Source organism: Microbacterium sp. X-17 (assembly GCF_039615055.1).
This window is the reverse complement of the sequence record NZ_JBDHNI010000003.1, coordinates 312019-336911: the sequence shown is the minus strand read 5'-3', so window position 1 is coordinate 336911 and position 24893 is coordinate 312019. Positions and strand designations below refer to the sequence as shown.

Here is a 24893-nt window from a genome sequence, read left to right as displayed (position 1 = left end):
CGTCGACCGGGCCGTTCGGCGTTCCACGCCGATAGGCTGTGCGCATGCTTGACAACCCGCGCTCCCCGCGCGTCCGCGCCGTTGCGAAGCTGGCGAAGCGTCCCGCCCGCGCCGAGACCGGGCTGTTCCTCCTCGAGGGCCCCCAGGCCGTCTCGGAGGCGCTCACCTACCGTCCCGAGCTGGTGGTCGAGCTGTACGCGACGCCGACCGCCCTGGAGCGTTACCAGGACATCGCACAGACAGCCGTGGAGGCCGGCGTCGATGTCGAGTTCGTCACCGAGCACGTGCTCGACACGATGGCCGACACGGTCACGCCGCAGGGCTTCGTCGCCGTCTGCCGCCAGTTCCCGACCTCCGTCCGCGACATCTTCGCCGACGAGCCGCGGCTCGTGGCGATCCTGGAGGAGGTGCGCGACCCCGGCAACGCGGGCACGATCATCCGCGCCGCCGACTCCGCGGGCGCCGACGCCATCGTGCTGACCGGCCGCACCGTCGACCTCTACAACCCCAAGGTGGTCCGCTCCACGACCGGGTCGCTGTTCCACGTCCCCGTCGCGGTCGGCGCCGACCTTGCGGACGTCGTCGGGCGCGCGCACAGCGCCGGACTCCAGGTCCTCGCCGCGGACATCAAGGGGGAGGACCTCCTCGCCGCCCGCCAGGAGGGCCAGCTCGCGCGGCCGACCGCGTGGGTGTTCGGCAACGAGGCCCACGGGCTCGCCGACGACCTGCTGGGGCTGGTGGACCGCGCGGTGACGGTGCCGATCTACGGCCGCGCCGAGTCGATGAACCTCGCGACGGCGGCGTCGGTCTGCCTGTACGAATCGGCCTTCGCGCAGCGCTCCGAGTGATTAATAAGCCTTGCGTTATATAACGCAGACTTGATAGATTATCCGCATGGACGGTCTGGAGGCGGTGGGCGACCCCGTGCGGCGGCGCTTCGTGGAGCTGCTCGCGCGCGGTGAGCGCACGGCCGGCGAGCTCGCGACGCTCGCCGCCGAGGAGTTCGGGATCACGCAGCCGGCGGCCTCCCGGCACCTGCGGGTGCTGCGGGAGTCGGGCGTGGTGGCCTCCCGGGTGGACGGCCAGCGGCGCGTCTACGCACTGGAGCCGACCGGGCTGGAGGCGGCCGCGGCGTGGTTCGAGGGGCTCGCTGCGTTCTGGGAGCAGCGCCTGGACGCGCTCGGCACCGAGCTCGTACGCGGACGCAGAACCAGCCACACTCACCACCGCACAGGAAAGGCCGCCTCATGACACTCTGGGGAGAGCTCGCCCTCGACGGCCCGCGCCGCTCGGTGACGGTCGAACGCGAGTACCCCGCAACCGCCGCCGAACTCTGGGCGGCGCTCACCGAGCCCGAGCGGCTGGCCCGCTGGATCGGGCGCTACGAGGAGACCGCCGACGGCTTCCGGCTCGCGATGGGCGGCCCAGACGCGGACGCCGTGGTCGACGGCCGCGTGCTCGCCTGCGATCCGGAGCGGCGCCTCCTCATCACCTGGCGCTTCAGCGGCGCCGGCCAGGTGGAGGCGCCGACCGAGCTGGAGGCCGTCATCCGGCCCGCGGGGGAGGGCCGCGTCCTCCTCACCCTGACCCACCGGCGCGTGCAGGCGGTCACCGCCTCCGTGTACGGGGCGGGCTGGCAGGACGTCCTCACCCACCTGGCCCGCGAGCTCGGCGCGGAAGCGTCGCCGCAGGAGCACGACGGCTACCTCGGCGAGGCCGCCGACCCGGCCGCGTTCGACGCCGCGCTGGACGAGTACCGCAGCGAGGAGGCGGCGCTCGTGCGGGCGACGATGACCCGCGAGGGCGACCGGTCCGCCGTCTGGTTGCAGCGGCTCCTCGACGCGCCCGTGGACGAGGTGTGGGACGCCCTGACGTTGCCCGACCGCGTGGGCCGCTGGCTGTGGCCGGTCGTGGAGTGGCCGGACGACCCGGTCCGCGAGCGCCGGCTGCGCGTCGGCGACGTGATGCGGCTCGGCGACGAGAACATCGAGGGCGCCATCCAGGAGCTGGAGGTGCTCGACCTCCAGGAGCGCGCTCACCTGCGCTTCAGCTGGGGCGACGCCGCGGTGAGCATTCGCCTGGCGGAGACGGCCGACGGCACGCTGCTGTCGCTGGAGCAAGACGGAGTGAAGGACATCTTCGGCGCCGGGCGGCTGCGCTCGGCGCCCGACTTCGCGGCGGGCTGGCACCAGCTGATCGACCAGCTGACACTCGTGCTCGCCGGGCTGACCGTCCCGGCTCCCGACCGGCTGTGGGAGGCCGCGTACCTGGTCTACTCGGCGGAGTAACGCCTCATCTCCGCCGACTAGACTGGGGAACCGTGTCCGAAACCACAGAAATCACCGAGGAGTCCGTCGACGCGGCCGTCGCCGCAGCGCTCAGCGCGATCGACGCCGCCGGCACCTCGGACGCGCTGAAGGCCGTCCGCCACGACCACACCGCCGAGGGCTCCCCGCTCGCCCGGCTGAACGCCGCCATCCGCTCGCTCCCGGGCGACCAGAAGGCCGCGGCCGGCAAGCTGGTCGGCGGCGCCCGCGCCCGCGTGAGCCAGGCGTTCGCCGCGAAGGAGGCCGTGATCGCGGCCGAGGAGGACGCCGCCCGGCTCGCCGCCGAGGCCGTGGACGTCACCGCCCTCCCGACCCGCTGGACGCCCGGCGCCCGGCACCCGCTGAGCCTCCTCCAGGAGCGCATCGCCGACATCTTCGTCGGCATGGGCTGGGAGGTCGCGGAGGGCCCGGAGCTGGAGAGCGAGTGGTACAACTTCGACGCGCTCAACTTCGACGCCGACCACCCGGCGCGCGCGATGCAGGACACCTTCTTCGTCGAGCCCACCAGCGCGCACCTCGTGCTGCGCACGCACACCTCCCCGGTGCAGCTGCGCGCCCTCCTCGGCAACGAGCTGCCGGTCTACCGCATCGCGCCGGGCCGGGTGTTCCGCACCGACGAGTTCGACGCGACGCACCTGCCGGTTTTCACCCAGACCGAGGGCATCGCCGTCGACAAGGGCCTGACGATGGGGCACCTGCGCGGCACGCTCGACCACTTCGCCAAGACGCTGTTCGGCGAGGGCGCGCGTGTGCGGCTGCGGCCCAACTACTTCCCGTTCACCGAGCCGAGCGCCGAGCTCGACCTCTGGCACCCGACCTTCAAGGGCGGCGCCCGCTGGATCGAGTGGGGCGGCTGCGGCATGGTGAACCCGAACGTGCTCCGTTCGGCGGGCATCGACCCGGAGGTCTACTCCGGCTTCGCGTTCGGGATGGGCGTCGAGCGGGCGCTGATGTTCCGCAACGACGTCAAAGACATGCGTGACATGGCCGAGGGCGATGTCCGGTTCTCCCAGCAGTTCGGAATGGTGGTCTGATGCGCGTCCCCCTGAGTTGGCTCGGCGAGTACGTCGACCTCGAGCCGGGCACCACGGCCGAGGAGGTCCACGCCGCCCTCGTGTCCGTCGGGCTGGAGGAGGAGGACGTCCACACCTTCGAGATCAGCGGCCCCGTGGTCGTCGGCCAGGTGCTGGACTTCGTGGAGGAGCCGCAGAGCAACGGCAAGACCATCCGCTGGTGCCAGGTCCGGGTCGCGCCGGATGGCCAGAAGGCGGCCGACGGCGGCGAGGCCGTGCACGGGATCGTCTGCGGCGCCCGCAACTTCTTCGTCGGCGACAAGGTCGTGGTGACCCTTCCTGGCTCGACCCTGCCCGGACCGTTCCCGATCGCCGCGCGCAAGACCTACGGCCACGTCTCGGACGGCATGATCGCCTCCGCGCGCGAGCTCGGCCTCGGCGACGACCACGAGGGCATCCTCCGCCTGTCGACCCTGGGCCTCGACCCGGAGGTCGGCACGGACGCCATCTCGCTGCTCGGCCTGGACGACACCGCCGTGGAGGTCAACGTCACCCCCGACCGCGGCTACGCGTTCTCGATCCGCGGCATTGCCCGCGAGTACTCGCACGCGACCGGCGCGGCCTTCCGCGACCCGGCCGACGCGGTGCGCGTGCACTCGACCGGCGCGCACGCGCACGGGTTCAGCGTGACGATCGACGACCGCGCGCCCATCCGCGGGCGCGTCGGCGCGACGGTGTTCGTGACGCGCGTGGTCCGCGACGTGGACGGCAGCCGCCCGACGCCGCCGTGGATGGTGGCCCGGCTCAAGCTCGCCGGCATCCGCTCCATCTCGCTCATCGTGGACATCACCAACTACGTGATGCTGGAGCTCGGCCAGCCCATCCACGGCTACGACCTGGACAAGCTCACCGGCGGCATCGTCGTGCGCCGTGCCCACCCGGGCGAGACGCTCGTGACCCTGGACGACCAGACCCGCGTGCTCGACCCTGAGGACCTCCTGATCACCGACGAGTCCGGCGCGATCGGCCTGGCCGGTGTGATGGGCGGCGCGTCCACCGAGATCGGCGCGGGCACGAGCAACGTGCTGGTGGAGGCCGCCAACTTCGACCCGGTGTCGATCGCGCGCACCGCGCGCCGGCACAAGCTGCCGAGCGAGGCGTCCAAGCGCTTCGAGCGCGGCGTCGACCCGCGCGTCGCGGTCGCCGCTGCGGCGCGCGTCGTGCAGCTCCTGGAGCAGCTCGCCGGCGGCCACGCGGACGAGCTCGGCTCGCTGCTCGACACGGCGGGGGAGGCCGAGGCGATCCGCCTGCCGAACGACTACATCCCGAACCTGATCGGCGTGGAGTTCACCGACGACGAGGTGCGCGGCGCGCTCGCGGAGATCGGCGGCACCGTGTCCGGCGACGCAGATGGCCTGCTGGTCGTGCCGCCGAGCTGGCGCCCCGACCTGCGCGACAAGTCCGACCTGGCCGAGGAGGTCGCCCGCATCGTCGGGTTCGACCGCATCCCTTCCGTGCTGCCCGTCGCGCCTCCCGGCCGCGGCCTGTCGCGCGCCCAGAAGCTGCGGCGCGCCGTCGCCCAGATGCTCGCCGACAACGGCGCGACCGAGGTGCTCGCGTTCCCGTTCGTCTCGGAGGCGCAGAACGACCTGTTCGGCTCGCCCGAGGCCGGCCCGGTCCCCGCGGTCCGCCTGGCGAACGCGCTCGACGGGACCGCCCCGTACCTGCGCACGTCGCTCCTGCCCGGCCTGATCGACGTGGCCAAGCGCAACCTCGCGCGCGGCCTGGTCGACCTGCGCGTCTACGAGCTCGGCACCGTGTTCCTGCCCGGCGGAGGCGTGCTCGGCAGCGAGGAGCTGCCGCTCGGCGCGGCCCTCCCGGGAGACGACGTGCTGGCCGGCCTGAACGCCGGCATCCCCGCCCAGCCGCGCCACCTGGCCGGCCTGATCGTCGGCAACCCCGTCGAGAAGCAGCCGGGCCAGACGCCGGTCGCCGCCGGTCTCGCCGACGCGCTCACCGCCGTCCAGCAGGCCGCGACCGCGGTGGGCGTCCGCGTCGAGCCGGTGCAGAGCCGTCACCAGGCCCTGCACCCCGGGCGCACGGCCCAGCTCGTCGCGCATGCCGCGGACGGCTCCCGCGTCGTCGTCGGCTACGCCGGAGAGCTGCTGCCCGCGCTCGCGGAGGACCTCGACCTCCCGCGCGTCGTCGCCGTCTACGAGCTCGACCTGGATGCGCTCATCGCCGTGGCTCCGGCGGACATCGTCGCGGGCGTGATCGCCGGGTTCCCCGCTGCGACGCAGGACCTGTCGCTCGTCGTGCGCGACGAGGTGTCGGCGGGCGAGCTGCTGACCGCTGTCCGGGAGGGCGCGGGCGCGCTCCTGGAGGACATCCGGCTGGTGGACGACTACCGCGGCGCCGGCCTCCCGGCCGCCCACAAGAGCCTGACGTTCGCACTGCGCTTCCGCGCCGACGACCGCACCCTCACCGCCGCCGAGGCCAGCGAGGCGAAGCTCGCCGGCGCCGCCCGCGCCGACGAGCTCTTCGGGGCCCACATCAGGGAGTAGCGCCTCGCACATTTGGCGCAAATGGTGGTTACGACGGCGGCTTTCGCGCCATTTGGCACGAATGGTCGCCGTGTGACGGCGGCGATTTGGCGACCGATGGGGCCAGGGCGGTAGGGTTGCAGCATGCTTACTGTCGGTGCCCCCTCGATGCGCCGACGCCTGCGCGACCGCCGAATCTAGGCGGCGCTCGGGCGACCCTTCGCGGTCGGACAGGGGCGTCGCCGGATCCTCGGCCCCCTGTCGTCCACCTCATCAAGGAACAAGCATGACTTTCTCGGTTGCCGTCGCCGGTGCCTCCGGGTACGCGGGTGGCGAGTTGCTGCGCATCCTCGCCGACCATCCCGACTTCGAGATCCGCACCGTGACCGCGCACAACAACGCCGGTCACCCGCTCGCCGCGCACCAGCCGCACCTGCGCTCCCTCGCCCACCTCACCCTCACCGAGAACACCACGGAGAACCTCGCCGGTCACGACGTCGTGTTCCTCGCGCTGCCGCACGGCCGCTCCGGGGAGGTGGCCGCCGACCTCCCGGACGACACCCTCGTGGTGGACGCGGGCGCCGACCACCGGCTGGACGACCCGGCCGACTGGGCGGCGTTCTACGGCGGCGAGTACTACGGCTCCTGGGCGTACGGCGTCCCCGAGCTCATCGTCGGCGCGGACGGCGCCAAGCAGCGCGCGCACCTCGCCGGCGCGACCCGTATCGCAGCCCCCGGCTGCAACGCGAGCGCCGTCTCGCTCGCCCTCGCGCCCGGCATCCACGCCGGCGTGATCGAGGAGGAGGACCTCGTCAGCGTCCTCGCCGTCGGGCCGTCCGGCGCCGGGAAGTCGCTCAAGACGACGTACCTGGCCAGCGAGATCCTGGGCTCGGCCAACCCGTACGCGGTCGGCGGCACGCACCGGCACATCCCGGAGATCCAGCAGAACCTCCGCAAGGCGGGCGCGACCAGCCCGACCCTCTCGTTCACCCCGGTGCTCGTGCCGATGTCGCGGGGTATCCTGGCGACCTCCACCGCTCGGGTGAAGCCGGGGGTGACCGCTGCCGACGTGCAGCACGTGTGGGAGGCCGCCTACGCGGACGAGCCCTTCGTGCACGTCCTCCCCGCCGGGACCGTGCCGCGCACCGCGGACGTCCTGGGCTCGAACACCGTGCTGATCGGGGTCGCCCTCGATGAGGCGGCGGGTCGGGTCGTCACCGTGCTCGCCATCGACAATCTGTACAAGGGAACGGCCGGCGCGGCGATCCAGTCCGCGAACCTCGCTCTCGGGCTCCCCGAGACCGCCGGCCTGAGTGTGAACGGAGTCGCGCCATGAGCGTCACCACTGCCAAGGGCTTCTCGGCCGCCGGGGTCGTCGCCGGCCTCAAGTCGAGCGGCAAGCGCGACCTCGCGCTGGTCCAGAACCGCGGACCGCTCACGGCGGCCGCCGCGGTCTTCACCACCAACCGCTGCAAGGCGAACCCGGTCCTCTGGAGCGAGCAGGTCATCGCCGACGGCGTGGTCTCGGCCATCGTCCTCAACTCCGGCGGCGCCAACTGCTACACCGGCTCACAGGGTTTCCAGACCACGCACGCGACGGCGGAGGCCGTGGGCGCCGCGCTCGGCGTCTCCGCGGGCGACGTGCTGGTCTGCTCCACCGGCCTGATCGGCGACCAGCTCAACGTGGACAAGCTCACTGCGGGCGTCGCCCAGGCGGCGACAGCGCTCGCAGGAGACTCCGGGCTGGGCGCCGCCGAGGCGATCATGACCACCGACACCCGGCCGAAGCAGGCCGAGCGGGTCTCCCCGGGCGGCTGGTCGGTCGGCGGGATGGCCAAGGGCGCCGGGATGCTGGCGCCGGGCCTCGCGACCATGCTCGTCGTCATCACCACGGACGCGGTGCTCGACTCCACGCAGCTCGACACCGCCCTCCGCGCCGCGACCCGGGTCACCTTCGACCGCCTCGACTCGGACGGCTGCATGTCGACCAACGACACCGTGGCGCTGCTGGGTTCCGGCGCGAGCGGCGTCGCGCCCGACCCGGCCGAGTTCACGCTCGCGCTCACGGAGGTGTGCCGCAGCCTGGCGAAGCAGCTCCAGGAGGACGCCGAGGGGGCCTCCCACGACGTGACGATCGAGGTCGTGAACGCCCGCACCGAGGACGACGCCGTGACGGTCGGCCGCGCGGTGTCGCGGTCCAACCTGTTCAAGGCGGCCATCTTCGGCAACGACCCCAACTGGGGCCGGGTGCTCGCCGCGGTCGGCACCACCGACGCCGAGTTCGACCCGTACGGGATCGACGTCGCGATCAACGGCGTGCAGGTGTGCACGGCGGGGGAGCCGGACCAGCCGCGCGACCTCGTCGACCTGACGCCGCGCGCCGTGCACGTGCTCATCGACCTCCACGCGGGCGACGAGACGGCGGCCATCCTCACCAACGACCTGACCCACGACTACGTCCACGAGAACAGTGCCTACTCCAGCTGAGATGACGACAGACACCGACGACAACGACACCGCGGAGGCCGCCGAGCGCGCCGCGGCCGCGGACAAGGCCGCGACCCTCATCGAGTCGCTGCCCTGGCTGAAGACCTTCCACGACCGCATCATCGTGATCAAGTTCGGCGGCAACGCGATGGTGAACGAGGACCTCCAGCGCACGTTCGCCGAGGACATCGTCTACCTGCGCTACGCGGGCCTGCGCCCGGTGGTCGTGCACGGCGGCGGACCGCAGATCTCGGCGATGCTCGACCGGCTCGGCATCGAGAGCGAGTTCCGCGGCGGCTACCGCGTGACGACGCCGGAGGCGATGGACGTCGTGCGGATGGTGCTGACCGGCCAGATCAACCGCGACATCGTGAGCAACATCAACAAGCACGGACCGCTCGCCGCCGGCCTCTCCGGGGAGGACGCCGGGCTCTTCCAGGGCCGCAAGCGCGGAGCCGTGATCGAGGGCGACGAGGTGGACCTCGGCCTGGTCGGCGACGTCATCGGCGTGAACCCGGAGGGCGTGCTCGCCCAGCTCGACGCCGGCCGCATCCCGGTGGTCTCCTCGATCGCGCCCGACATCGACGACCCGGGTCAGGCGCTGAACGTCAACGCCGACGCCGCGGCGGCCGCGCTCGCCGTCGCCCTCGGCGCGGCCAAGCTGGTCATCCTCACCGACGTCGCCGGGCTCTACAGCGACTGGCCGAACCGCGACTCGTTGCTGTCCAAGATCGCCGCGCCGGAGCTGCGCGAGCTGCTCCCGTCGCTGGAGTCGGGCATGATCCCCAAGATGTCGGCCTGCCTGGACGCGGTCGACGGCGGCGTCCCCAAGGCCGCGATCATCGACGGACGCGTGGCGCACTCGATCCTGCTCGAAGTGTTCACGCAGTCCGGAATAGGAACGGAGGTGGTGCCGGCATGACCGCGCAGCTCGCACACAGCACGGACGCGAACACCCGGGGGCGGTGGAAGCCCCGCTTCGGCGACGCCATGATGCGCACGCTCGCGACGCCCAAGCTCATGCTGGCCCGCGGCGAGGGCTGCCGGGTCTGGGACGTCGACGGCAACGAGTACCTCGACTTCCTCGCCGGCATCGCGGTCAACTCGCTGGGCCACGCGCATCCGGCGCTGGTGGAGGCCGTGAGCAGCCAGGTGGCGACGCTCGCGCACGTCTCCAACTACTTCTCCACGCCGCCGCAGCTGGAGCTCGCCGAGCGCCTGCGCGCGATCACCGGAGCGGGCGAGCACGGCCGCATCCTTTTCGGCAACTCGGGCGCGGAGGCCAACGAGGCCGCCTTCAAGCTGGCGCGGCTCAACAAGGGGCCGCACGGCAGGCGCACGCGCGTGCTCGCCCTCCACAACGCCTTCCACGGCCGCACCATGGGCTCGCTCGCGCTCACCGGCAAGCCGCCGATGCGCGAGGCGTTCGAGCCGCTGCCCGGCGGCGTCGAGCACATCGACTCGACCATCCACGCGCTGGAGGCCGCGATCGACGACCGCGTGGCCGCGCTGTTCGTGGAGCCGATCAAGGGGGAGGCCGGCGTGCTCGACCTCCCGGAGGGCTTCCTCCAGCGCGCCCGCGAGCTCACCGAGCAGCACGGCGCGCTGCTGATCATCGACGAGATCCAGACCGGGATCGGCCGGACCGGTCGCTGGTTCGCCTACCAGCACGCCGACATCCTCCCGGACGCGATCACGGTCGCGAAGGGCATCGCCGGGGGAGTGCCGATCGGCGCCCTCATCACCTTCGGCCGGGCGTCCGAGCTGTTCAGCCAGGGCCAGCACGGCTCCACCTTCGGCGGCAACCCGCTCGCGACCGCGGCCGGCAACGCGGTGATCGCCGAGATCGAGCGCGTCGACCTGGTCGGCAACGCCGCCCGGCGCGGGGAGGAGCTGCGCGCCATCCTGCGCTCGTACGACTCGCCGCTGATCGGCGACGTGCGCGGCGCCGGCCTCCTGATCGGCGTCGGCCTGACCGACGGCGAGGGCCACCGGCTCTCCGACGCGGCGCTCGCCAACGGCCTCATCATCAACGCGCCGAACGAGTCGAGCATCCGCCTCGCGCCGCCGCTGATCGTGGGCGACGCCGAGCTCGCGGAGTTCCGCGAGAAGTTCGGCCGCGCTCTCGCCGACGTGCACGCCTCCTGACCTTCCGACCTCCTGACGCACAGCAAGGACTCCCGATGACACGTCATTTCCTCCGCGACGACGACCTGAGCCCGGCCGAGCAGGCCGAGGTGCTCGACCTGGCCGAGCGCCTGAAGGCCGACCGCTTCTCCGCGAAGCCGCTCGCCGGCCCGCAGACCGTCGCCGTCATCTTCGACAAGACCTCGACCCGCACGCGCGTCTCGTTCGCCGCCGGCATCGCGGACCTCGGCGGCAGCCCGCTGATCATCCAGAGCGGCGAGAGCCAGCTCGGGAGCAAGGAGTCGCTGGCCGACACCGCGCGCGTGCTGGAGCGGATGGTCGCCGCGATCGTCTGGCGCACGTTCGCGCAGGCCGGGCTGGAGGAGCTGGCGGAGGGCACGACCGTCCCCGTCGTCAACGCGCTGTCGGACGAGTTCCACCCGTGCCAGATCCTCGCCGACCTGCAGACGGTCCGTGAGCACAAGGGCCGCACTGCAGGGCTGACCCTCGCGTTCTTCGGCGACGGCGCCAGCAACATGTCCCACTCGTACCTGCTCGGCGGCGCGACCGCCGGCATGCACGTCCGCGTCGCGGCTCCCGCGGCCTACGCGCCGGACGCCGCCGTGGTGGCCGACGCGGCCGCCATCGCCGAGCGCACCGGCGGGTCGGTCGCCGTCCTCACCGACGCGCGGGAGGCCGCGGCCGGCGCCGACGTCGTCATCACCGACACGTGGGTGTCGATGGGCAAGGAGGACGAGAAGGCCGAGCGCGTCGCCGTCTTCGGCGACTACACGGTGAACGCCGAGCTGATGGGGCTCGCTGCGGACGACGCGGTGTTCCTGCACTGCCTGCCCGCCTACCGCGGCCTGGAGGTGACGGCCGACGTGATCGACGGGCCGCAGTCGGCGGTCTGGGACGAGGCCGAGAACCGCCTCCACGCCCAGAAGGCACTGCTGGCCTGGCTGCTGGCGAAGAACGAGGAGGGGGCGGCATGACCGCGGACACAGCAGACGGCGTCGGCAAGACCGACGAGGGCAAGCTCTGGGGCGCGCGCTTCGCGGGCGGACCCTCGCCCGAGCTGGCCGCGCTGAGCAAGTCCACCCACTTCGACTGGGCGCTCGCCTCCTACGACATCGCGGGCTCCCGCGCCCACGCCCGCGCGCTCGCGGCGGCGGGCTACCTGGACGACGTCGAGCTCGCCGGGATGCTCGGCGCCCTCGACGTCCTGGAGGCCGACGTGGTCTCCGGATCGTTCGCCGCCGCCGAGAGCGACGAGGACGTGCACGGCGCCCTGGAGCGCGGCCTGATCGAGCGGGCGGGCGCCGAGCTCGGCGGCAAGCTGCGCGCCGGCCGGAGCCGCAACGACCAGATCGCGACGCTCGTCCGGCTCTACCTGCGCGACCACGCGGGCATCATCGCCGAGCGCCTGATCGCGCTCATCGACGCGATCGCCGCCCAGGCGGACGCGCATCCCACCGCGATCATGCCCGGCCGCACCCATCTCCAGCACGCGCAGCCCGTCCTGCTCGCCCACCACCTGCTCGCGCACTGCTGGCCGCTGGTGCGCGACCTGGAGCGGCTGGCCGACTGGGACCGGCGCGCGAACGTCTCGCCGTACGGCTCCGGCGCGCTCGCCGGCTCCACGCTCGGGCTCGACCCGCTGCTGGTCGCCAGGGAGCTCGGCTTCGCCGCCAGCTCGGAGAACTCGATCGACGGCACCGCCGCGCGCGACGTGGTGGCCGAGTTCGCCTTCGTCGCGGCGCAGATCGGTGTCGACGTGTCGCGCTTCGCCGAGGAGATCATCCTCTGGAACACGCGCGAGTTCGGCTTCGTGACCCTGGATGACTCCTACTCCACCGGCTCCTCGATCATGCCGCAGAAGAAGAACCCGGACATCGCCGAGCTCGCCCGCGGCAAGGCCGGGCGCCTCATCGGCAACCTGACCGGCCTGCTCACCACCCTCAAGGGCCTCCCGCTGGCGTACAACCGCGACCTCCAGGAGGACAAGGAGCCGGTCTTCGACTCGGTGCAGACGCTGGAGGTCGTCCTGCCCGCGTTCGCCGGGATGGTCGCGACGCTCCGCTTCCACACCGACCGGATGGCGGAGCTCGCGCCGCAGGGCTTCTCGCTCGCGACGGACGTCGCCGAGTGGCTGGTCAAGCAGCACGTGCCGTTCCGGAACGCCCACGAGATCACCGGCAGCCTGGTGAAGTTCGCGGAGGACAACGGCCTGGAGCTGAGCGACCTGACCGACGAGCAGCTCGCGGCCGTCTCGCCGCTGCTGACGGCCGAGGTGCGCTCGGTGCTGACCGTCGACGGCTCGGTCGCGAGCCGCACCGGGGCCGGCGGGACCGCTCCCGACCGGGTGGCCGACCAGCTCGCCGCCCTCACCGAGCGCGTCAGGGCACTGACCCGCGCGCTGGTCGCGACACGACGGGACCTCGGCTGATGGCGAAGCGGCCGGGGTGGCTCATCCCGCTGATCGTCGTCGTGGCCGTCGCGGTGATCGTGATCGGCCTCATCGTGACGGACGTCGCCGGCGGCCGGATCTTCTGAGCCGGCGGACGTGACGCTCCACCGGCCCGGACGCGACGTGTTCTCCGCGTCGGCGCTGGAGGTCGCCCCGATGCTGCTCGGCGCGGTGCTCCGCCACGAGACGGAGGAGGGCGTCGTCGCGATCCGCATCACCGAGGTGGAGGCCTACGTCGGCGACGGCGTCGACCCCGGTTCGCACTCCTTCCGCGGCCGCACCAAGCGCAACGCGGTGATGTACGGGCCGCCCGGGCACGTGTACACGTACTTCACGTACGGGATGCACGTGTGCGCGAACGTGGTGTGCTCGCCCGAAGGGGTGTCCTCGGCGGTGCTGCTGCGGGCGGGGGAGGTCGTGGAGGGCGCCGACCTCGCGGCGCACCGGCGCGGCGGTCCGACCGGTCGGAGCGTCCCGGCGCGCGACCTGGCGCGCGGCCCGGCGCGGTTCGTCGTGGCGGCGGGCATCCTGCTGTCCGAGAACGGGTCCGATGTGCTCGCGCCGCCGTTCGACCTCCAGTTGCCGAGCGAGCAGCCGGCCTACGAGACCGGTCCGCGCACGGGCGTCTCCGGCGCCGGGGGCAGCGTCACGTTCCCCTGGCGCTACTGGCTGCCCGGCGACCCCACGGTCTCCCCGTACAAGCGCCACCCCAAATCCCACGCCTGAGCCACCGCTCCACCGCCGAGGGGCACGTAAACGCCCTTAAAACGCGGATTTAGGGGCGTTTACGTGCCCCTCGGCGAGAGCGGGAGAGGGGTCAGGCGACGGCGAAGCGGAAGAGGCCGGCGCAGACGCAGGCCCAGATCAGGCTGACGAGGGTGCCGATGATGAACCGCTCGCGCGCCTCCGGGGCCTCCAGCTCGGTGAAGCGGCCGACGCCCTTGATCGCGATGATCACGCCGAGCGCCTCGGGGAAGCCCGCCATGATCGAGCCGGTCGTCGCGAAGCGCTCCAGGTAGCCGATCGTCGTCCCTCCGCGCAGCACCTCGCGCGTCTCCTCCAGCCCGCTGACGCGGTCGTGCACGACGATGCCGCCGTGGAGGCCGGGCACCGACGTGCTCCGCGTCGCGAGCGCCAGGGCGAGCTGCGCCGCCGGTCCGCCGCCGACGACGCTGAGCGCGAGCGCGACGAGGCCGATGAGCACCCGGAAGACCAGGGGAGCGCCGTGCTGGGGGAGCGCGGCCAGGAGGAACGCGAGCCCGAGCAGGCCGACGGCGGTGTAGACCAGCGGCCGGCGCGGCGTGCGGAGCGTGGCGATCATGCAGCACACCGCGGCGATGGCGCTGATCAGCGCGAGCGCCCACAGGATGACCGGCAGGACGGTGGCGAGGAGCTGCGGCACGGGCAGGGACGTCATCCATCCTCCGGTCGTTCGGCCGACTGCTGGGCTGCGTCGGCGGTCCCCAACAGCCTAACCAGGGCCGGCTGGGCCGCGAGGTCGGCGCGCAGGCCGGCGGCGCGGGCGCGGTCGTTCGCCGACTGCGGGGTGATGCCGAGCCGCGCGCCGGCCTCCGCCTGGGTCAGCCCGGCGGCGACGAGGTCGTAGAGCTCCCAGCCGGCCTCGCTGCGGCCCGCCCGCAGCGTCAGGAGGAGGCCGACGAGCGCCTCGACGTCGGCGGCGGCCTCCGGCGCGGCGACTCCGTCCGCGGCGAAGCGCAGCGGCGTGCGCTTGGCTCGGGTGACCGCGGTCCGGGCGGCCACGAACGCGTCGCCGCTGGCCTCGCGCGTGGCGCCGGGGAGGGGCGAGCGCACGTCGCCGATGCCGAGGCCGACGCTCCAGGCGTCGCCGCGCGCGAGCGTCAGGATGATATCGAGGGCGGTGGCGGCGTCGGCGGTGAGCGCCTGGAGCTCGTCGCCGGCGTTCCGGTCGGCGGGGAGCGCGAGCCGTTCGGCGTGGCGCTCGTTCAGCGCGGTGAGCGCCGGCGCGACGATGTCGGGCCGGCTGCGGCTGCCGACCTGGTCGGCGGTGACGACGAACACGGGGACCTCCTCGGGCTGCGCTTCGGAACGGGTGAGGCGGGGCGCAAATATCAGGACTGTGGACCTGATCCGCACTCTATCAGGTCCTGAAACCTGATTCAACCCTCATCAGGCCTGCAGACCTGATCGCCGGACGGGCTGAGAGGGCCGCCGCTGCTACTCTGTGGGAGTGCCAGAAACCGCCGCAGCAGCAGACCGGAGCAGCGCAGAGCAGAGGCTCGCAGCGCAGACCAACGACCCCACGTTCGACGACGTCTGGGACGAGCTGAAGTGGCGCGGACTCGTCCACGTCTCCACCGACGAGGCCGCGCTCAAGGAGCTCCTGGCCGGTGACCCGATCACGTACTACTGCGGCTTCGACCCGACCGCGCCGAGCCTCCACCTCGGCAACCTCGTGCAGCTCCTGACCATGCGCCGCCTCCAGCTCGCCGGCCACCGGCCGCTCGGTCTCGTCGGCGGCTCGACGGGCCTCATCGGCGACCCGCGGCCCACCGCCGAGCGCACGCTGAACACCAAGGAGACCGTTTCCGAGTGGGTCGGCTACCTCCAGCAGCAGGTCACGCGCTTCCTGTCGTCGGAGGGCGAGAACGCCGTCCGCCTGGTCAACAACCTGGACTGGACGGCCCCGCTCTCGGCGATCGACTTCCTGCGCGAGATCGGCAAGCACTTCCGTGTCGGCACGATGCTCAAGAAGGACGCCGTCGCCGCCCGCCTCAACTCCGACGAGGGCATCTCGTACACGGAGTTCAGCTACCAGATCCTGCAGGGCATGGACTTCCTGGAGCTCTACCGTCAGTACGGCTGCGTGCTTCAGACCGGCGGCAGCGACCAGTGGGGCAACCTGACCAGCGGCACCGACCTGATCCGCAAGGTGGAGGGCGTCCACGGCCACGCCATCGGCACCCCGCTGATCACGAACAGCGACGGCACGAAGTTCGGCAAGAGCGAGGGCAACGCGATCTGGCTGGACGCGAGCTTCACGAGCCCCTACGCGATCTACCAGTTCTGGCTCAACGCCGACGACGCCGACGTGATCGACCGCCTCAAGGTCTTCACCTTCCTGCACCGCGCCGAGATCGAGCGCCTGGAGCGCGCTGTCGCCGAGGAGCCCTTCCGCCGCGAGGCCCAGCGCACCCTGGCCTACGAGGTGACGGCGCTCATCCACGGCGCGGAGGCGACGGAGGCCGTGATCGCGGCGTCCGAGGCCCTCTTCGGCCAGGGCGACCTGGCCGGCCAGGACCGCGGCACGCTGGAGTCGGCCCTCCGCGAGCTCCCCAACACGACGACGGCCTCCTCCACCACGATCGCCCAGGCCCTGGTCGACACCGAGCTCACCAAGAGCCTCGGCGAGGCCAGGCGCGCGGTCGCGCAGGGCGGGGTGTACGTGAACAACACGAAGGTGGAGGACGCGGAGTCGGCGGTGGGGGACCACCTGCTGCCGGGCGGGATGGTCGTGCTGCGGCGGGGGAAGAAGACGCTCAGCGGCGTGTTCGTCGAGTAGTGCGGGAGCGGCGGTAGGGTGACGGACATGCAGACCGAGACGGGATCGGCCGACAGCGGCGCGCCGGACGGCGCCGAGGCGACGGCGGACGGGCTCCTGACGCCCCTGGAGGTGATCGAGGAGCAGCCGCTGCACACGCGAGCCGAGTCGTACCTCGCCCTGCACGCGGAGCTGTCCGCCCGGCTCGAAGGCGCCGACGCACCGCGGCATGGCTGAGCGGCTGGACGTCGCGCTCGCCGCGCGCGGGCTGGCCCGGTCGCGGACGCACGCCGCCACGCTGATCGCGGGCGGCCTGGTGACCGTCGACGGCGAGCCCGTCGTGCGGGCCTCCGCCAAGGTGGGCGACGATCAGGAGCTCGCCGTCGCCGGCGCGGACCATTACGTGAGCCGGGGCGCGCACAAGCTCATCGCGGCCCTGGATGCGTTCGGCGTCCCGGTCGAGGGACGCGCCGCGCTCGACGCGGGCGCTTCGACCGGCGGCTTCAGCCAGGTGCTGCTTGAGCGCGGCGCGCGATTCGTGATCGCGGTGGATGTCGGGCACGGACAGATGGCGGCCGAGGTCGCGGGTAACGCTCGGCTCCGCTCGTTCGAGGGCGTGAACGTACGCTTCCTGACGCCGGAACGGCTGACCGAGCTCGTCGGCGAACCGGTGCGGCCCGGACTCGTGGTGGCCGACCTCTCGTTCATCTCGCTTCCGCAGGTGATCCCGGCACTTCGCGGGATCGCCACGCCTGACGCGGATTTCGTTCTCCTGGTCAAACCACAGTTCGAGGTCGGCCGTTCTGGCGTGCGTGAGGGTATCGTCCGCGAAACGGACCGACGCGCCGACGCGGTGACCGGCGTGCTCTGGGCCGGCCACGACGTCGGTCTCGGCACCGCGGGTCTGATCCCCTCGCCGATCGCCGGCTCGCGCGGGAACCGTGAGTTCCTCGTCCATCTCTCCGAGCGCGGCACGAACCCCACGGAGTGGCTCTCGGCGGCTCAGGAACTGGCGTGAACGACCCAGTCGACCAGCCGGGTGCAGCGCCGGTCGACGTACTCCTCCAGCAGCGCGGCGCGATCCTCGAATCGGCGCGAAGGATCCACCGCAGTGAGCGCGTCCGCCAGTGATCCGGCGTCTCCCGGCACTGTCCCGACGAGTTGGTCGCCCACAATGGGGCGCAATTCGCTGAGTGCTGGACTGCTCTGGGTGATCACGACGCGACCGCAGGCCAGGCCCTGCCACAGCTTGTTCGCCAGAACGCTTCGCGCTTTGCCTGACGATCCGAACACACCGAGCACAACGTCGTGGGCGGCGATCCGGTCGCGGAGCTCGGCCTCGGGTACGGGATCCTCGAAGGTGGTGATCGCCCCGAGGCCGGCCTCCGAGACGGCGCGTTCGATCCCTGCCCTGCCCTGGCCGCCTCCGATCAGAGTGAAGCTCAATGGCCGGTGTCGCCGGGCCTCGTCGATGGCTCTCACGACGAGCGGGAGACCGTGCAAGGGGATGTAGTTGCCGTAGTAGAGCACCCGCAGTGTCTCGTCGGCCACCGGAAGCGGTGTGGAAGCAGCCCATGCCGGGGCGCCGACCGGGATCGAGAAGGTGTTCGCCGCTGAGCGGCGGCGGTAGCGGCGGACGATGGCATCAGCGCGGAGGTCGGTGTCGACCAGATAGGCGTCGGCCAGAGTGGCTGCGAGGGCGTCCACCGACCGAAAGGCGATGCCTCGTGGCGAGTGCCGCTTCGCTGTGCCCCAGTCGTCGATGTGGGTCTCCGCGAGCCCGACGAAGCCGTCGACGATCAGCGGTACACGACGCAATCGGGAGACGGCCCAGGCGGCGGGAGCCAGCTTGAGCCCGAACTCGGAGACGACGATCGCGCGGGCGCCGCGTGAGGCACGCCAGACCGCAGCGAGATCGGCGACCACGCCGCGTGCGCCGCGCGAGCTCGATTTGGCGGCCGGGACGACGCGTAACCCGCCGCTGTTCAGCGCGGAGCGGATGCGCAGGTTGCGGGGATAGTCCGGATCGTGGATGCCCACATAGGCGACATGGTGCACGCTTCCGCGGTCGGTCGCACGCGCATCGCGAAGTCGGTCCTTCACTCGGAGTGCGAAGGGAAGACCGAGGCGATACAGGCCGGGGGCGTATCGGACGAGGGCGATCGTCGCAGCCGTCCCGCGGCTCCGACGCAGGAGCGATCCGATCGACAGCTGCGCGCTCGCTGCGCGGGCGCGCCGGATGCCGTCTCGACGCACCTCGTGCGGCGCATTCCATCGGATCGGTGTGAACGCGGCGGCGCCGGCATAGAACCAGGCGTCGAAATAGTCGACGAGGCTCTTCTCGACCGGTGCCTTCGTGGCTGCGATCGCCTCGTGCATCGCGTCCCGCGCCGCTTCGAGATTGCTCAGCCGAGGTGTGCGCACGCGGGTCAGCGATCCCTGGCGTCGCAGGTAGCGGTAGACGACGTCCGGGATGACGACGACGGTCGTGGCCGACGAGAGCGCGCGCAGCAGCCCGACGAAGTCCGACTGCGAGGTGAGCGACGGGAACGGAGCATCGCCCAGAGCCGCCCGTCGGATGAGCTTCGACCAGAGGAACCCGTGCACGTTCCCGGCGAGCATCATCCGTAGGTACTCGTCCCGCGTCAGGGTGCGTCGCTCGTCGACCCCGTCGATGATTCGTCCGGGAAGGTCAGGACGGTGCCGATACTCGGCGCGCGCCGAGACGATGTCTGCGCCGGAGGAGCCGGCTGCGCGCGCGAGGAGAGTGGCTGCGTCGGGGAACCAGTCGTCATCGTGATCGACGAACCAGATGTATTCGGATGTGGCCGCCTTCAGCGCACGGTTCCGTGCCCCACCCACCCCGAGGTTCGCCGGGTTCCGCAGCGCCACGACTCGGCTGTCGCGCGCCGCGAACTCCTCGATCGCCGCCCACGTCGCGTCGGTCGAGGCGTCGTCGATGAGGACGATCTGAAGGCGCGGGTGGTCGAGGGCCTCGAGCTTCGTCGCGAGCTCCGGAACTTCCGTCTCGGCGTTGTAGAGGGCGCTGATCACAGTGACTGCTGGAAGCATGCCATAAGAATACCGCGTGTAAAGTGTGGAGCCTGAAGCCTTCAGCTCATCGAGCGAGGGCACCCCTCCGTACGCCCCTCTCCCGAGCGAAAGGCCCCATGCCTGCCAGCGCGCACCGTCTCCACGCCGTGCTCCGCAGAGGGCGCGTGCTGGTGTTCCTCCTGGTCGGCTACTTGGCCATCCCATTGCTCAACGCGGTCTCGCCGCTGCTCGCGATCCCGGCGATCACCGCGGCCTACGGCGAGGGTGCTTTCGCCGCAGTCGCGATCGGTCAATCACTGGGCGCCACCGCGGGCGTGGTGGTCGAGCTCGGCTGGAGCCTCTCGGGTACGCAGCGGGTCGCACGCCAGTCGCCGCGCAACCGCGCACGCTCCTTGGCGCTCTCACTGGTGACAAAACTGATGGCGGCGGTTCCTTTCACGACGATCGCCGGAATCGTGGCGTTCCTTCTCGCCCGCGAGCACGCCGAGGTGGCGGCGCTCGTCGCCGTCGCGACCTCGCTGGGGACTCTCTCGGCGGGCTGGATCTACCTGGGGATGATGCGGCCCCGCACTTTCCTGATGGCGGAGGCGATTCCTCGGGCGGTAATCATCTCCCTGGCGGCCGTGGGCCTTCACCTCGGTGCGCCACTCCTGCTCTACCCGATAGCGCTTCTGGGCGCGTCGCTGGTGGGTCCAGCATTGGGCTGTCTCGTCCTCGGTGTTCGTGCTCGTGATTTCCTCGCCGTGAGTCCCCGTCGTTGCCTGATCGTCATCCGGTGCCAGCTCCACGCGCTGACGACCGGGATCTTCTCCAGCGTCTACATCTCGTTGGGCGTCACGGTCGCGACTCTGGGATCGCCGCACGCGACCGTCCTCTACGGATCGGTGGATCGGCTGCAGCAGATGGCCCAGCAGGTCCTGAAGGCCGTGCACACTCTCTTCAAAGGCTGGGTGGGGCGCGCCGTGGAACCGGCGTTGCGGGTCGCGCGTGCGCGCACCGCGGTCGTCGCGGCGGCCGTCGTCGGCGCACTCGGCGGCATCGTGTTCGCTGTGCTCGCGCCCTTCGCGGCAGACCTGCTCTTCTCGGGCACCGTCACGATTCCACCCGCCGCCGCCATCATCTCGGGCGTGTCGCTCTGGATCATCACGCTCAGCATGGCGATGGGCGGGATCATGCTCGTGACGTTGAACCGGATCGCGGCGGTCGCACGTTCGGCGATCGTGGGCGCCGTGGTCGGCGTCCCTCTCATCTACGGTGGCGCGGTTCTCGGCGGGGGCACCGGTGCTCTGGCCGGTCAGCTCGCTGCGGAACTCGCTGTGGCGTCCTTCCAAGCAGTGGCGGTCTTCCGCGGCCTGAGGACCTTGAGGATGCGCGAGGCGTCGCGCTCCACGCTCGCGTCCAAGCAGGTCTCGCTCTAGCCGACGGGAGTCGCACGAAATCGCGAAGGGAATCATGCGCGTCATTCATCTCACCAACAAGATGAGCAATCTCGCCGACGGCGTCGTCAATGTCGTCGTGGACCTCTCGACCGCCCAAGCGGCCGCCGGCGACGATGTCGTCGTCGCGTCCACGGGCGGTGATTACGAACCGCTTCTCCGCGAGCGAGGGGTGCGGACCGCGCGCGTCGACTTCACCGATCGGGGGCCGCGCGGGCTCTGGCGCGCACGCAGGAGGCTGCGAAGGCTCATCGAGGAGTTCCGGCCGGAGGTCATCCACTCGCACACGATGACTCCGGCGTTGCTGGTGTCCACGCTGAGGACTCGCGGTGCTCTGACGGTCGGCACCGTTCACTCCGGGCATCAGCGCGAATCGCGGCTGCTCGGCGTCTGCGATGTCGTGGTGTGCGTCAGTGGCGCCGTGGAGCGGTCGATGGCGGAAAGCGCGCTCTGCCGCGGCAAGACCACCGTGGTCTACAGCGGCGTCGTCGGCACACCGCGGCGTTCCGGCCCGGTCGTCACACCGAAGCTCCAAGGGCGATCCGTCGTCGCCGTCGGCTCCCTGAAGCGCATCAAGGGGACCGATGTCCTGTTGCGGGCGTTCGCGAAGGTGGCGGCGGAGTTGCCGGACGCGCACCTCTATTTCGTCGGGAACGTCGATGAGGAGGAGCTGCTGCGTCCCTTCCGGTCGGAGCAGTGGTTCGGTCGCGTCCACCTCGAAGGATTCCATCCTGACCCCACGGGGTACCTGCTCGCCGCCGATGTCTTCGTCCAGGCATCGCGCCGGGAAGCGCTGGGCTTGGCGATCTTGGAAGCCCTGCACGCCGGAATCCCCGTGATCGGAAGCGACTCGGAGGGCATTCCCGAAGCTCTGCAGCATGGCCTCCTGGGGGACCTCTTCCCCAGTGAGGACGACGTGGCACTGGCCGGACTGCTCCTGTCGCGGCTGAGTGAGCCTCGTGACCGGACAGACGCGAGCGAGTCAGGGGGACGTCGAGACTTCTCCGTGGCCCGGATGGCCGCGGATTATGACGGCGTGTACCGGCGCGCCCTTTCTCGGCGCTCCTCCACACCCGCGTCCTGAATGAACGTTCTCCACAATCTCCGGCATCCCCAGCACATCCCCGCCCGAAAACAGACAGAATGGTGGGACGGCCCGAAACCGGGCGGACGCAGAGGGAGGCTTTCGTGGCGGCATCGGGTGACGCGCAGCGATACATTCTCGTCGTCGCGCACACCGGCCGTCAGGACTCCCTCGACGCCGGCGTGCAGGTGTGCAGGCAGCTCATCAGCGCGGGTGTCGTTCCCGTGCTCAGCGAGGACGAGCGGCGCGATCTGCTCGCCGCGGAGCCGGATCTCGACGCGGTCGCCGTGCTCGGCGACGAGGTGCAGGCGAGCGACCTGGAGCTGGTGATCGTGCTCGGCGGCGACGGCACCATCCTCCGCGCGGCCGAACTGGTCCGGGGCTGCACGGCGCCGCTGCTCGGCGTCAACCTCGGGCACGTGGGCTTCCTCGCCGAGAGCGAGCGCGACGACCTGGAGATCGCCGTCGCGCGCGGGCTCGCGAAGGACTACGAGGTGGAGGAGCGCATGACGCTCTCCGCCCGCGTGAAGGTCGGCAAGGAGGTCGTCTACGAGAGCTGGGCGCTCAACGAGGCGACCGTCGAGAAGGCCAGCCGGGAGCGGATGCTGGAGGTCGTCATCGAGGTCGACGGGCGGCCGATGTCGAGTTTCGGCTGCGACGGCGTCGTGATGTCGACGCCCACCGGGTCCACCGCCTACTCCTTCTCCGCCGGCGGACCGGTGGTCTGGCCCGGTGTCGCCGCCCTCCTGCTCGTGCCGCTCAGCGCGCACGCCCTGTTCTCGCGGCCGCTCGTGGTCGACGCCGACTCGTCGCTCGCCATCGAGCTGCTCGACCGCGCGGGCGGGGAGGGCATCCTCTGGTGCGACGGCCGCCGTGCGTTCGACCTGCCGCGCGGCTCGCGCGTCGTCGTGCGGCGTTCGCCCATCCCGGTGCGGCTCGCGCGCCTGCACCCTGGGCCGTTCACCGACCGGCTCGTGCACAAGTTCGATCTCCCGGTGACGGGATGGCGGGGGCCGGCCGGACGTGACTGAGCGCTCAACCACCCGCGCCGCTGCGGGACGCACGCAGAAGACCGCACCGCGCGGCGGCATCGACGAGATCTCCATCCGCGACCTCGGCGTCATCGCCGAGGCCGCGCTGCCGCTCGGTCCCGGGTTCACCGCGATCACCGGCGAGACCGGCGCGGGCAAGACGATGGTCGTCTCGGCGCTCGGCCTCCTGCTGGGCGAGCGCGCCGACACCGGCGCGGTCCGGCTCGGCAGCGCCCAGGCCTGGGTCGAGGGCCGCTGGCGTGTCGAGGAGCCGGGGGAGGTCGTGGAGCGCGTCCGCGACGCCGGCGGCGACGTCGACCCGCTCGGCGACGGCGCGGCGGAGCTCGTGCTGAGCCGCTCGGTGTCCGCCGAGGGCCGGTCGCGCGCGGTGGTCGGCGGCCGGAGCGCGCCGGTGAGTGTGCTGACAGAGCTCGGGGAGCAGCTCGTCGTCGTGCACGGCCAGTCCGACCAGCTCCGGCTGCGGTCGGCCGTGGCCCAGCGCGAGGCGCTCGACCGGTTCGCCGGGCCGGACCTCGCGAGCGCGCTCGAGGGGTACGTGCAGGTGTTCCACCGCTGGCGCGACAACGCGACCGAGCTGGACGAGCTCCTCTCCGACCGGGACCGGCGCGCGCGGGAGGCCGACGACCTCCGGATCGCGATGGCCGAGATCGAGGCCGTGGCGCCGCAGCCGGGCGAGGACGACGAGCTCGGCGAGCGCGCCGAGCGGCTGACCAACCTCGAAGACCTGCGGCTCGCCGCCTCCGGCGCCCGCGAGCTGCTCTCGGCCGAGGAGTCCGAGGAGCCCGACGTGGTCGGCCTCCTGGAGGCCGCGCGCCGCCAGGTCGAGCGGGTCGCGCCGCACGACCCCGAGCTCGCCCCGACGGTGGAGGCCGTCGCCAACCTCAGCTACCTGGCCTCCGACATCGCCGCCCAGCTCTCCACCTACCTCGCCACGCTCGACACCGACGGCTCCCGCGAGCTGGAGGCCGTCCAGGAGCGCCGGGCGGAGCTGTCCACGCTCGTCCGCAAGTACGGTCCGACCCTGGACGACGTGATAAGCACCCTGGAGACCGGGAGCCTGCGCCTGCTGGAGCTCGACGGCGACGCCGACCGCATCCAGGAGCTCACGGACGAGGTGGCGGCCGACCGGGCGCTCGTGGTGGAGCTCGCCGCCGACCTGAGCGAGCGGCGCAGGGTCGCCGCCGAGCGCCTCGCCGTCGCGGTCTCCGACGAGCTCGCCGCCCTCGCCATGCCGGACGCCCGGGTGGTCGTGGAGGTCACCCAGCGCGACGAGGCCGACCCGCAGAGCTACACCGCCAGCGGCCGCGACCAGGTCGCGATCCTGCTGCGCCCGCACCCCGGCGCCGAGCCGCGGCCGCTCGGCAAGGGCGCGTCCGGCGGCGAGCTCTCGCGCGTCATGCTCGCCATCGAGGTCGTCATCGCGGCGACCGACCCGGTGCCGACCTTCATCTTCGACGAGGTGGACGCCGGCGTCGGCGGCGCCTCCGCCATCGAGATCGGCCGCAGGCTCGCACGGCTCGCCCAGAGCGCGCAGGTGATCGTCGTGACCCACCTCGCTCAGGTGGCGGCGTTCGCGAACAACCACCTCACGGTCGTCAAGGGCAACGACGGGGCGGTTACGGCCTCCAGCGTCCGCCGGCTCGACGGGGACGAGCGGATCGCCGAGATGGCGCGGCTGCTGTCCGGTCTGCCCGACTCCGAGAGCGGGCTCACGCACGCGCGCGAGCTCGTGGACATGGCCGCGTCCGCACGCTGAGCCGCGACACGCGCGGGACTCCCC

Annotated in this window: 22 protein-coding genes; 19 read left to right on the top strand and 3 right to left on the bottom strand. The window is 72.0% G+C overall.

Annotated elements, in window-relative coordinates; translation table 11 throughout:
* The first annotated feature begins 44 nt into the window (after positions 1-44).
* The 12 genes from ABCS02_RS15960 to ABCS02_RS15905 all read left to right on the top strand — a co-directional run bounded on the left by ABCS02_RS15960 (position 45) and on the right by ABCS02_RS15905 (position 13693).
* The gene (locus tag ABCS02_RS15960) at positions 45-848 is read left to right on the top strand and encodes an RNA methyltransferase (protein ID WP_345836653.1); all 804 of its coding nucleotides are present in this window, start codon (positions 45-47) and stop codon (positions 846-848) included.
* A 46-nt stretch (positions 849-894) separates the two neighbouring features.
* Positions 895-1251: a metalloregulator ArsR/SmtB family transcription factor gene (locus tag ABCS02_RS15955; RefSeq protein ID WP_345836652.1), complete on the top strand. Its 357-nt coding sequence runs from the start codon at positions 895-897 to the stop codon at positions 1249-1251.
* Positions 1248-2288 carry an SRPBCC domain-containing protein gene (locus ABCS02_RS15950; RefSeq protein ID WP_345836651.1) on the top strand — a complete coding sequence of 347 codons (1041 nt, stop codon included), beginning with the start codon at positions 1248-1250 and terminating at the stop codon, positions 2286-2288. The genes ABCS02_RS15955 and ABCS02_RS15950 overlap by 4 nt, the downstream gene beginning before the upstream one ends.
* Positions 2289-2320: 32 nt before the next feature.
* A complete protein-coding gene (gene pheS, locus ABCS02_RS15945) occupies positions 2321-3361 on the top strand; it encodes a phenylalanine--tRNA ligase subunit alpha (RefSeq protein WP_345836650.1) in 1041 nt (346 codons plus the stop codon).
* A complete protein-coding gene (pheT, locus tag ABCS02_RS15940) occupies positions 3361-5904 on the top strand; it encodes a phenylalanine--tRNA ligase subunit beta (RefSeq protein WP_345836649.1) in 2544 nt (847 codons plus the stop codon). The genes pheS and pheT overlap by 1 nt, the downstream gene beginning before the upstream one ends.
* 265 nt (positions 5905-6169) lie before the next feature.
* Positions 6170-7219, top strand: coding sequence for an N-acetyl-gamma-glutamyl-phosphate reductase (gene argC, locus ABCS02_RS15935; protein ID WP_345836648.1), 1050 nt, complete (start codon positions 6170-6172; stop codon positions 7217-7219).
* On the top strand, positions 7216-8370 hold the full coding sequence (argJ, locus tag ABCS02_RS15930; RefSeq protein ID WP_345836647.1) for a bifunctional glutamate N-acetyltransferase/amino-acid acetyltransferase ArgJ: 1155 nt from the start codon (positions 7216-7218) through the stop codon (positions 8368-8370). The genes argC and argJ overlap by 4 nt, the downstream gene beginning before the upstream one ends.
* Before the next feature lies 1 nt (position 8371).
* Entirely contained in the window at positions 8372-9292 is a 921-nt protein-coding gene (gene argB, locus ABCS02_RS15925) for an acetylglutamate kinase (protein WP_345836646.1), read from the top strand.
* On the top strand, positions 9289-10518 hold the full coding sequence (locus tag ABCS02_RS15920) for an acetylornithine transaminase (protein ID WP_345836645.1): 1230 nt from the start codon (positions 9289-9291) through the stop codon (positions 10516-10518). Before argB ends, ABCS02_RS15920 begins: the two co-directional genes overlap by 4 nt.
* Before the next feature lie 35 nt (positions 10519-10553).
* A complete protein-coding gene (argF, locus tag ABCS02_RS15915; RefSeq protein WP_345836644.1) occupies positions 10554-11492 on the top strand; it encodes an ornithine carbamoyltransferase in 939 nt (312 codons plus the stop codon).
* Positions 11489-12946 carry an argininosuccinate lyase gene (gene argH / locus ABCS02_RS15910; RefSeq protein ID WP_345836643.1) on the top strand — a complete coding sequence of 486 codons (1458 nt, stop codon included), beginning with the start codon at positions 11489-11491 and terminating at the stop codon, positions 12944-12946. Before argF ends, argH begins: the two co-directional genes overlap by 4 nt.
* Positions 12947-13063: 117 nt before the next feature.
* Positions 13064-13693, top strand: coding sequence for a DNA-3-methyladenine glycosylase (locus ABCS02_RS15905; RefSeq protein ID WP_345836642.1), 630 nt, complete (start codon positions 13064-13066; stop codon positions 13691-13693).
* Positions 13694-13784: 91 nt separating this feature from the next.
* Here the strand turns inward: ABCS02_RS15905 and ABCS02_RS15900 are convergent, their stop codons facing one another.
* Positions 13785-14384, bottom strand: a complete 600-nt coding sequence (locus ABCS02_RS15900; protein ID WP_345836641.1) for a hypothetical protein — start codon at positions 14382-14384, stop codon at positions 13785-13787.
* The gene (locus tag ABCS02_RS15895; RefSeq protein WP_345836640.1) at positions 14381-15007 is read right to left on the bottom strand and encodes a DNA-binding protein; all 627 of its coding nucleotides are present in this window, start codon (positions 15005-15007) and stop codon (positions 14381-14383) included. Before ABCS02_RS15895 ends, ABCS02_RS15900 begins: the two co-directional genes overlap by 4 nt.
* 169 nt (positions 15008-15176) lie before the next feature.
* Between ABCS02_RS15895 and tyrS the strand changes: the two genes are divergently transcribed.
* Genes tyrS through ABCS02_RS15880 form a run of 3 tightly spaced genes read left to right on the top strand, consistent with a single transcriptional unit; the run spans position 15177 to position 17505 of the window.
* Positions 15177-16508, top strand: coding sequence for a tyrosine--tRNA ligase (gene tyrS, locus ABCS02_RS15890; RefSeq protein WP_345836639.1), 1332 nt, complete (start codon positions 15177-15179; stop codon positions 16506-16508).
* Between the two features lie 27 nt (positions 16509-16535).
* Positions 16536-16724 carry a hypothetical protein gene (locus ABCS02_RS15885; protein ID WP_345836638.1) on the top strand — a complete coding sequence of 63 codons (189 nt, stop codon included), beginning with the start codon at positions 16536-16538 and terminating at the stop codon, positions 16722-16724.
* Positions 16717-17505: a TlyA family RNA methyltransferase gene (locus tag ABCS02_RS15880; RefSeq protein ID WP_345836637.1), complete on the top strand. Its 789-nt coding sequence runs from the start codon at positions 16717-16719 to the stop codon at positions 17503-17505. The genes ABCS02_RS15885 and ABCS02_RS15880 overlap by 8 nt, the downstream gene beginning before the upstream one ends.
* On the opposite strand, the gene ABCS02_RS15875 is transcribed toward ABCS02_RS15880, so the two are convergent.
* Complete coding sequence (locus ABCS02_RS15875) at positions 17490-19559, bottom strand: glycosyltransferase (protein WP_345836636.1); 2070 nt, start codon at positions 19557-19559, stop codon at positions 17490-17492. The two genes, ABCS02_RS15880 and ABCS02_RS15875, sit on opposite strands and share 16 nt — an antisense overlap.
* A 98-nt stretch (positions 19560-19657) precedes the next feature.
* Between ABCS02_RS15875 and ABCS02_RS15870 the strand changes: the two genes are divergently transcribed.
* From ABCS02_RS15870 to recN, 4 genes are all read left to right on the top strand, one after another.
* A complete protein-coding gene (locus ABCS02_RS15870; protein WP_345836635.1) occupies positions 19658-20959 on the top strand; it encodes a hypothetical protein in 1302 nt (433 codons plus the stop codon).
* A gap of 34 nt (positions 20960-20993) precedes the next feature.
* A complete protein-coding gene (locus ABCS02_RS15865) occupies positions 20994-22061 on the top strand; it encodes a glycosyltransferase family 4 protein (RefSeq protein ID WP_345836634.1) in 1068 nt (355 codons plus the stop codon).
* Between the two features lie 104 nt (positions 22062-22165).
* On the top strand, positions 22166-23092 hold the full coding sequence (locus tag ABCS02_RS15860) for an NAD kinase (RefSeq protein ID WP_345836633.1): 927 nt from the start codon (positions 22166-22168) through the stop codon (positions 23090-23092).
* 58 nt (positions 23093-23150) lie between these two features.
* Positions 23151-24869, top strand: coding sequence for a DNA repair protein RecN (recN, locus tag ABCS02_RS15855; RefSeq protein WP_345837325.1), 1719 nt, complete (start codon positions 23151-23153; stop codon positions 24867-24869).
* The last annotated feature ends 24 nt before the right edge of the window (positions 24870-24893 follow it).

Excerpts from the sequence above, each read along its gene's own strand:
- ABCS02_RS15960 (WP_345836653.1), top strand. The coding sequence starts at position 45 with ATGCTTGACAACCCGCGCTCCCCGCGCGTCCGCGCCGTTGCGAAGCTG.
- ABCS02_RS15920 (WP_345836645.1), top strand. The coding sequence starts at position 9,289 with ATGACCGCGCAGCTCGCACACAGCACGGACGCGAACACCCGGGGGCGG.
- ABCS02_RS15950 (WP_345836651.1), top strand. The coding sequence starts at position 1,248 with ATGACACTCTGGGGAGAGCTCGCCCTCGACGGCCCGCGCCGCTCGGTG.
- ABCS02_RS15865 (WP_345836634.1), top strand. The coding sequence starts at position 20,994 with ATGCGCGTCATTCATCTCACCAACAAGATGAGCAATCTCGCCGACGGC.
- ABCS02_RS15900 (WP_345836641.1), bottom strand. The coding sequence starts at position 14,384 with ATGACGTCCCTGCCCGTGCCGCAGCTCCTCGCCACCGTCCTGCCGGTC.
- ABCS02_RS15875 (WP_345836636.1), bottom strand. The coding sequence starts at position 19,559 with ATGCTTCCAGCAGTCACTGTGATCAGCGCCCTCTACAACGCCGAGACG.
- ABCS02_RS15885 (WP_345836638.1), top strand. The coding sequence starts at position 16,536 with ATGCAGACCGAGACGGGATCGGCCGACAGCGGCGCGCCGGACGGCGCC.
- argC (WP_345836648.1), top strand. The coding sequence starts at position 6,170 with ATGACTTTCTCGGTTGCCGTCGCCGGTGCCTCCGGGTACGCGGGTGGC.
- pheT (WP_345836649.1), top strand. The coding sequence starts at position 3,361 with ATGCGCGTCCCCCTGAGTTGGCTCGGCGAGTACGTCGACCTCGAGCCG.
- ABCS02_RS15870 (WP_345836635.1), top strand. The coding sequence starts at position 19,658 with ATGCCTGCCAGCGCGCACCGTCTCCACGCCGTGCTCCGCAGAGGGCGC.
- ABCS02_RS15880 (WP_345836637.1), top strand. The coding sequence starts at position 16,717 with ATGGCTGAGCGGCTGGACGTCGCGCTCGCCGCGCGCGGGCTGGCCCGG.
- argB (WP_345836646.1), top strand. The coding sequence starts at position 8,372 with ATGACGACAGACACCGACGACAACGACACCGCGGAGGCCGCCGAGCGC.
- argF (WP_345836644.1), top strand. The coding sequence starts at position 10,554 with ATGACACGTCATTTCCTCCGCGACGACGACCTGAGCCCGGCCGAGCAG.
- argH (WP_345836643.1), top strand. The coding sequence starts at position 11,489 with ATGACCGCGGACACAGCAGACGGCGTCGGCAAGACCGACGAGGGCAAG.
- ABCS02_RS15955 (WP_345836652.1), top strand. The coding sequence starts at position 895 with ATGGACGGTCTGGAGGCGGTGGGCGACCCCGTGCGGCGGCGCTTCGTG.
- argJ (WP_345836647.1), top strand. The coding sequence starts at position 7,216 with ATGAGCGTCACCACTGCCAAGGGCTTCTCGGCCGCCGGGGTCGTCGCC.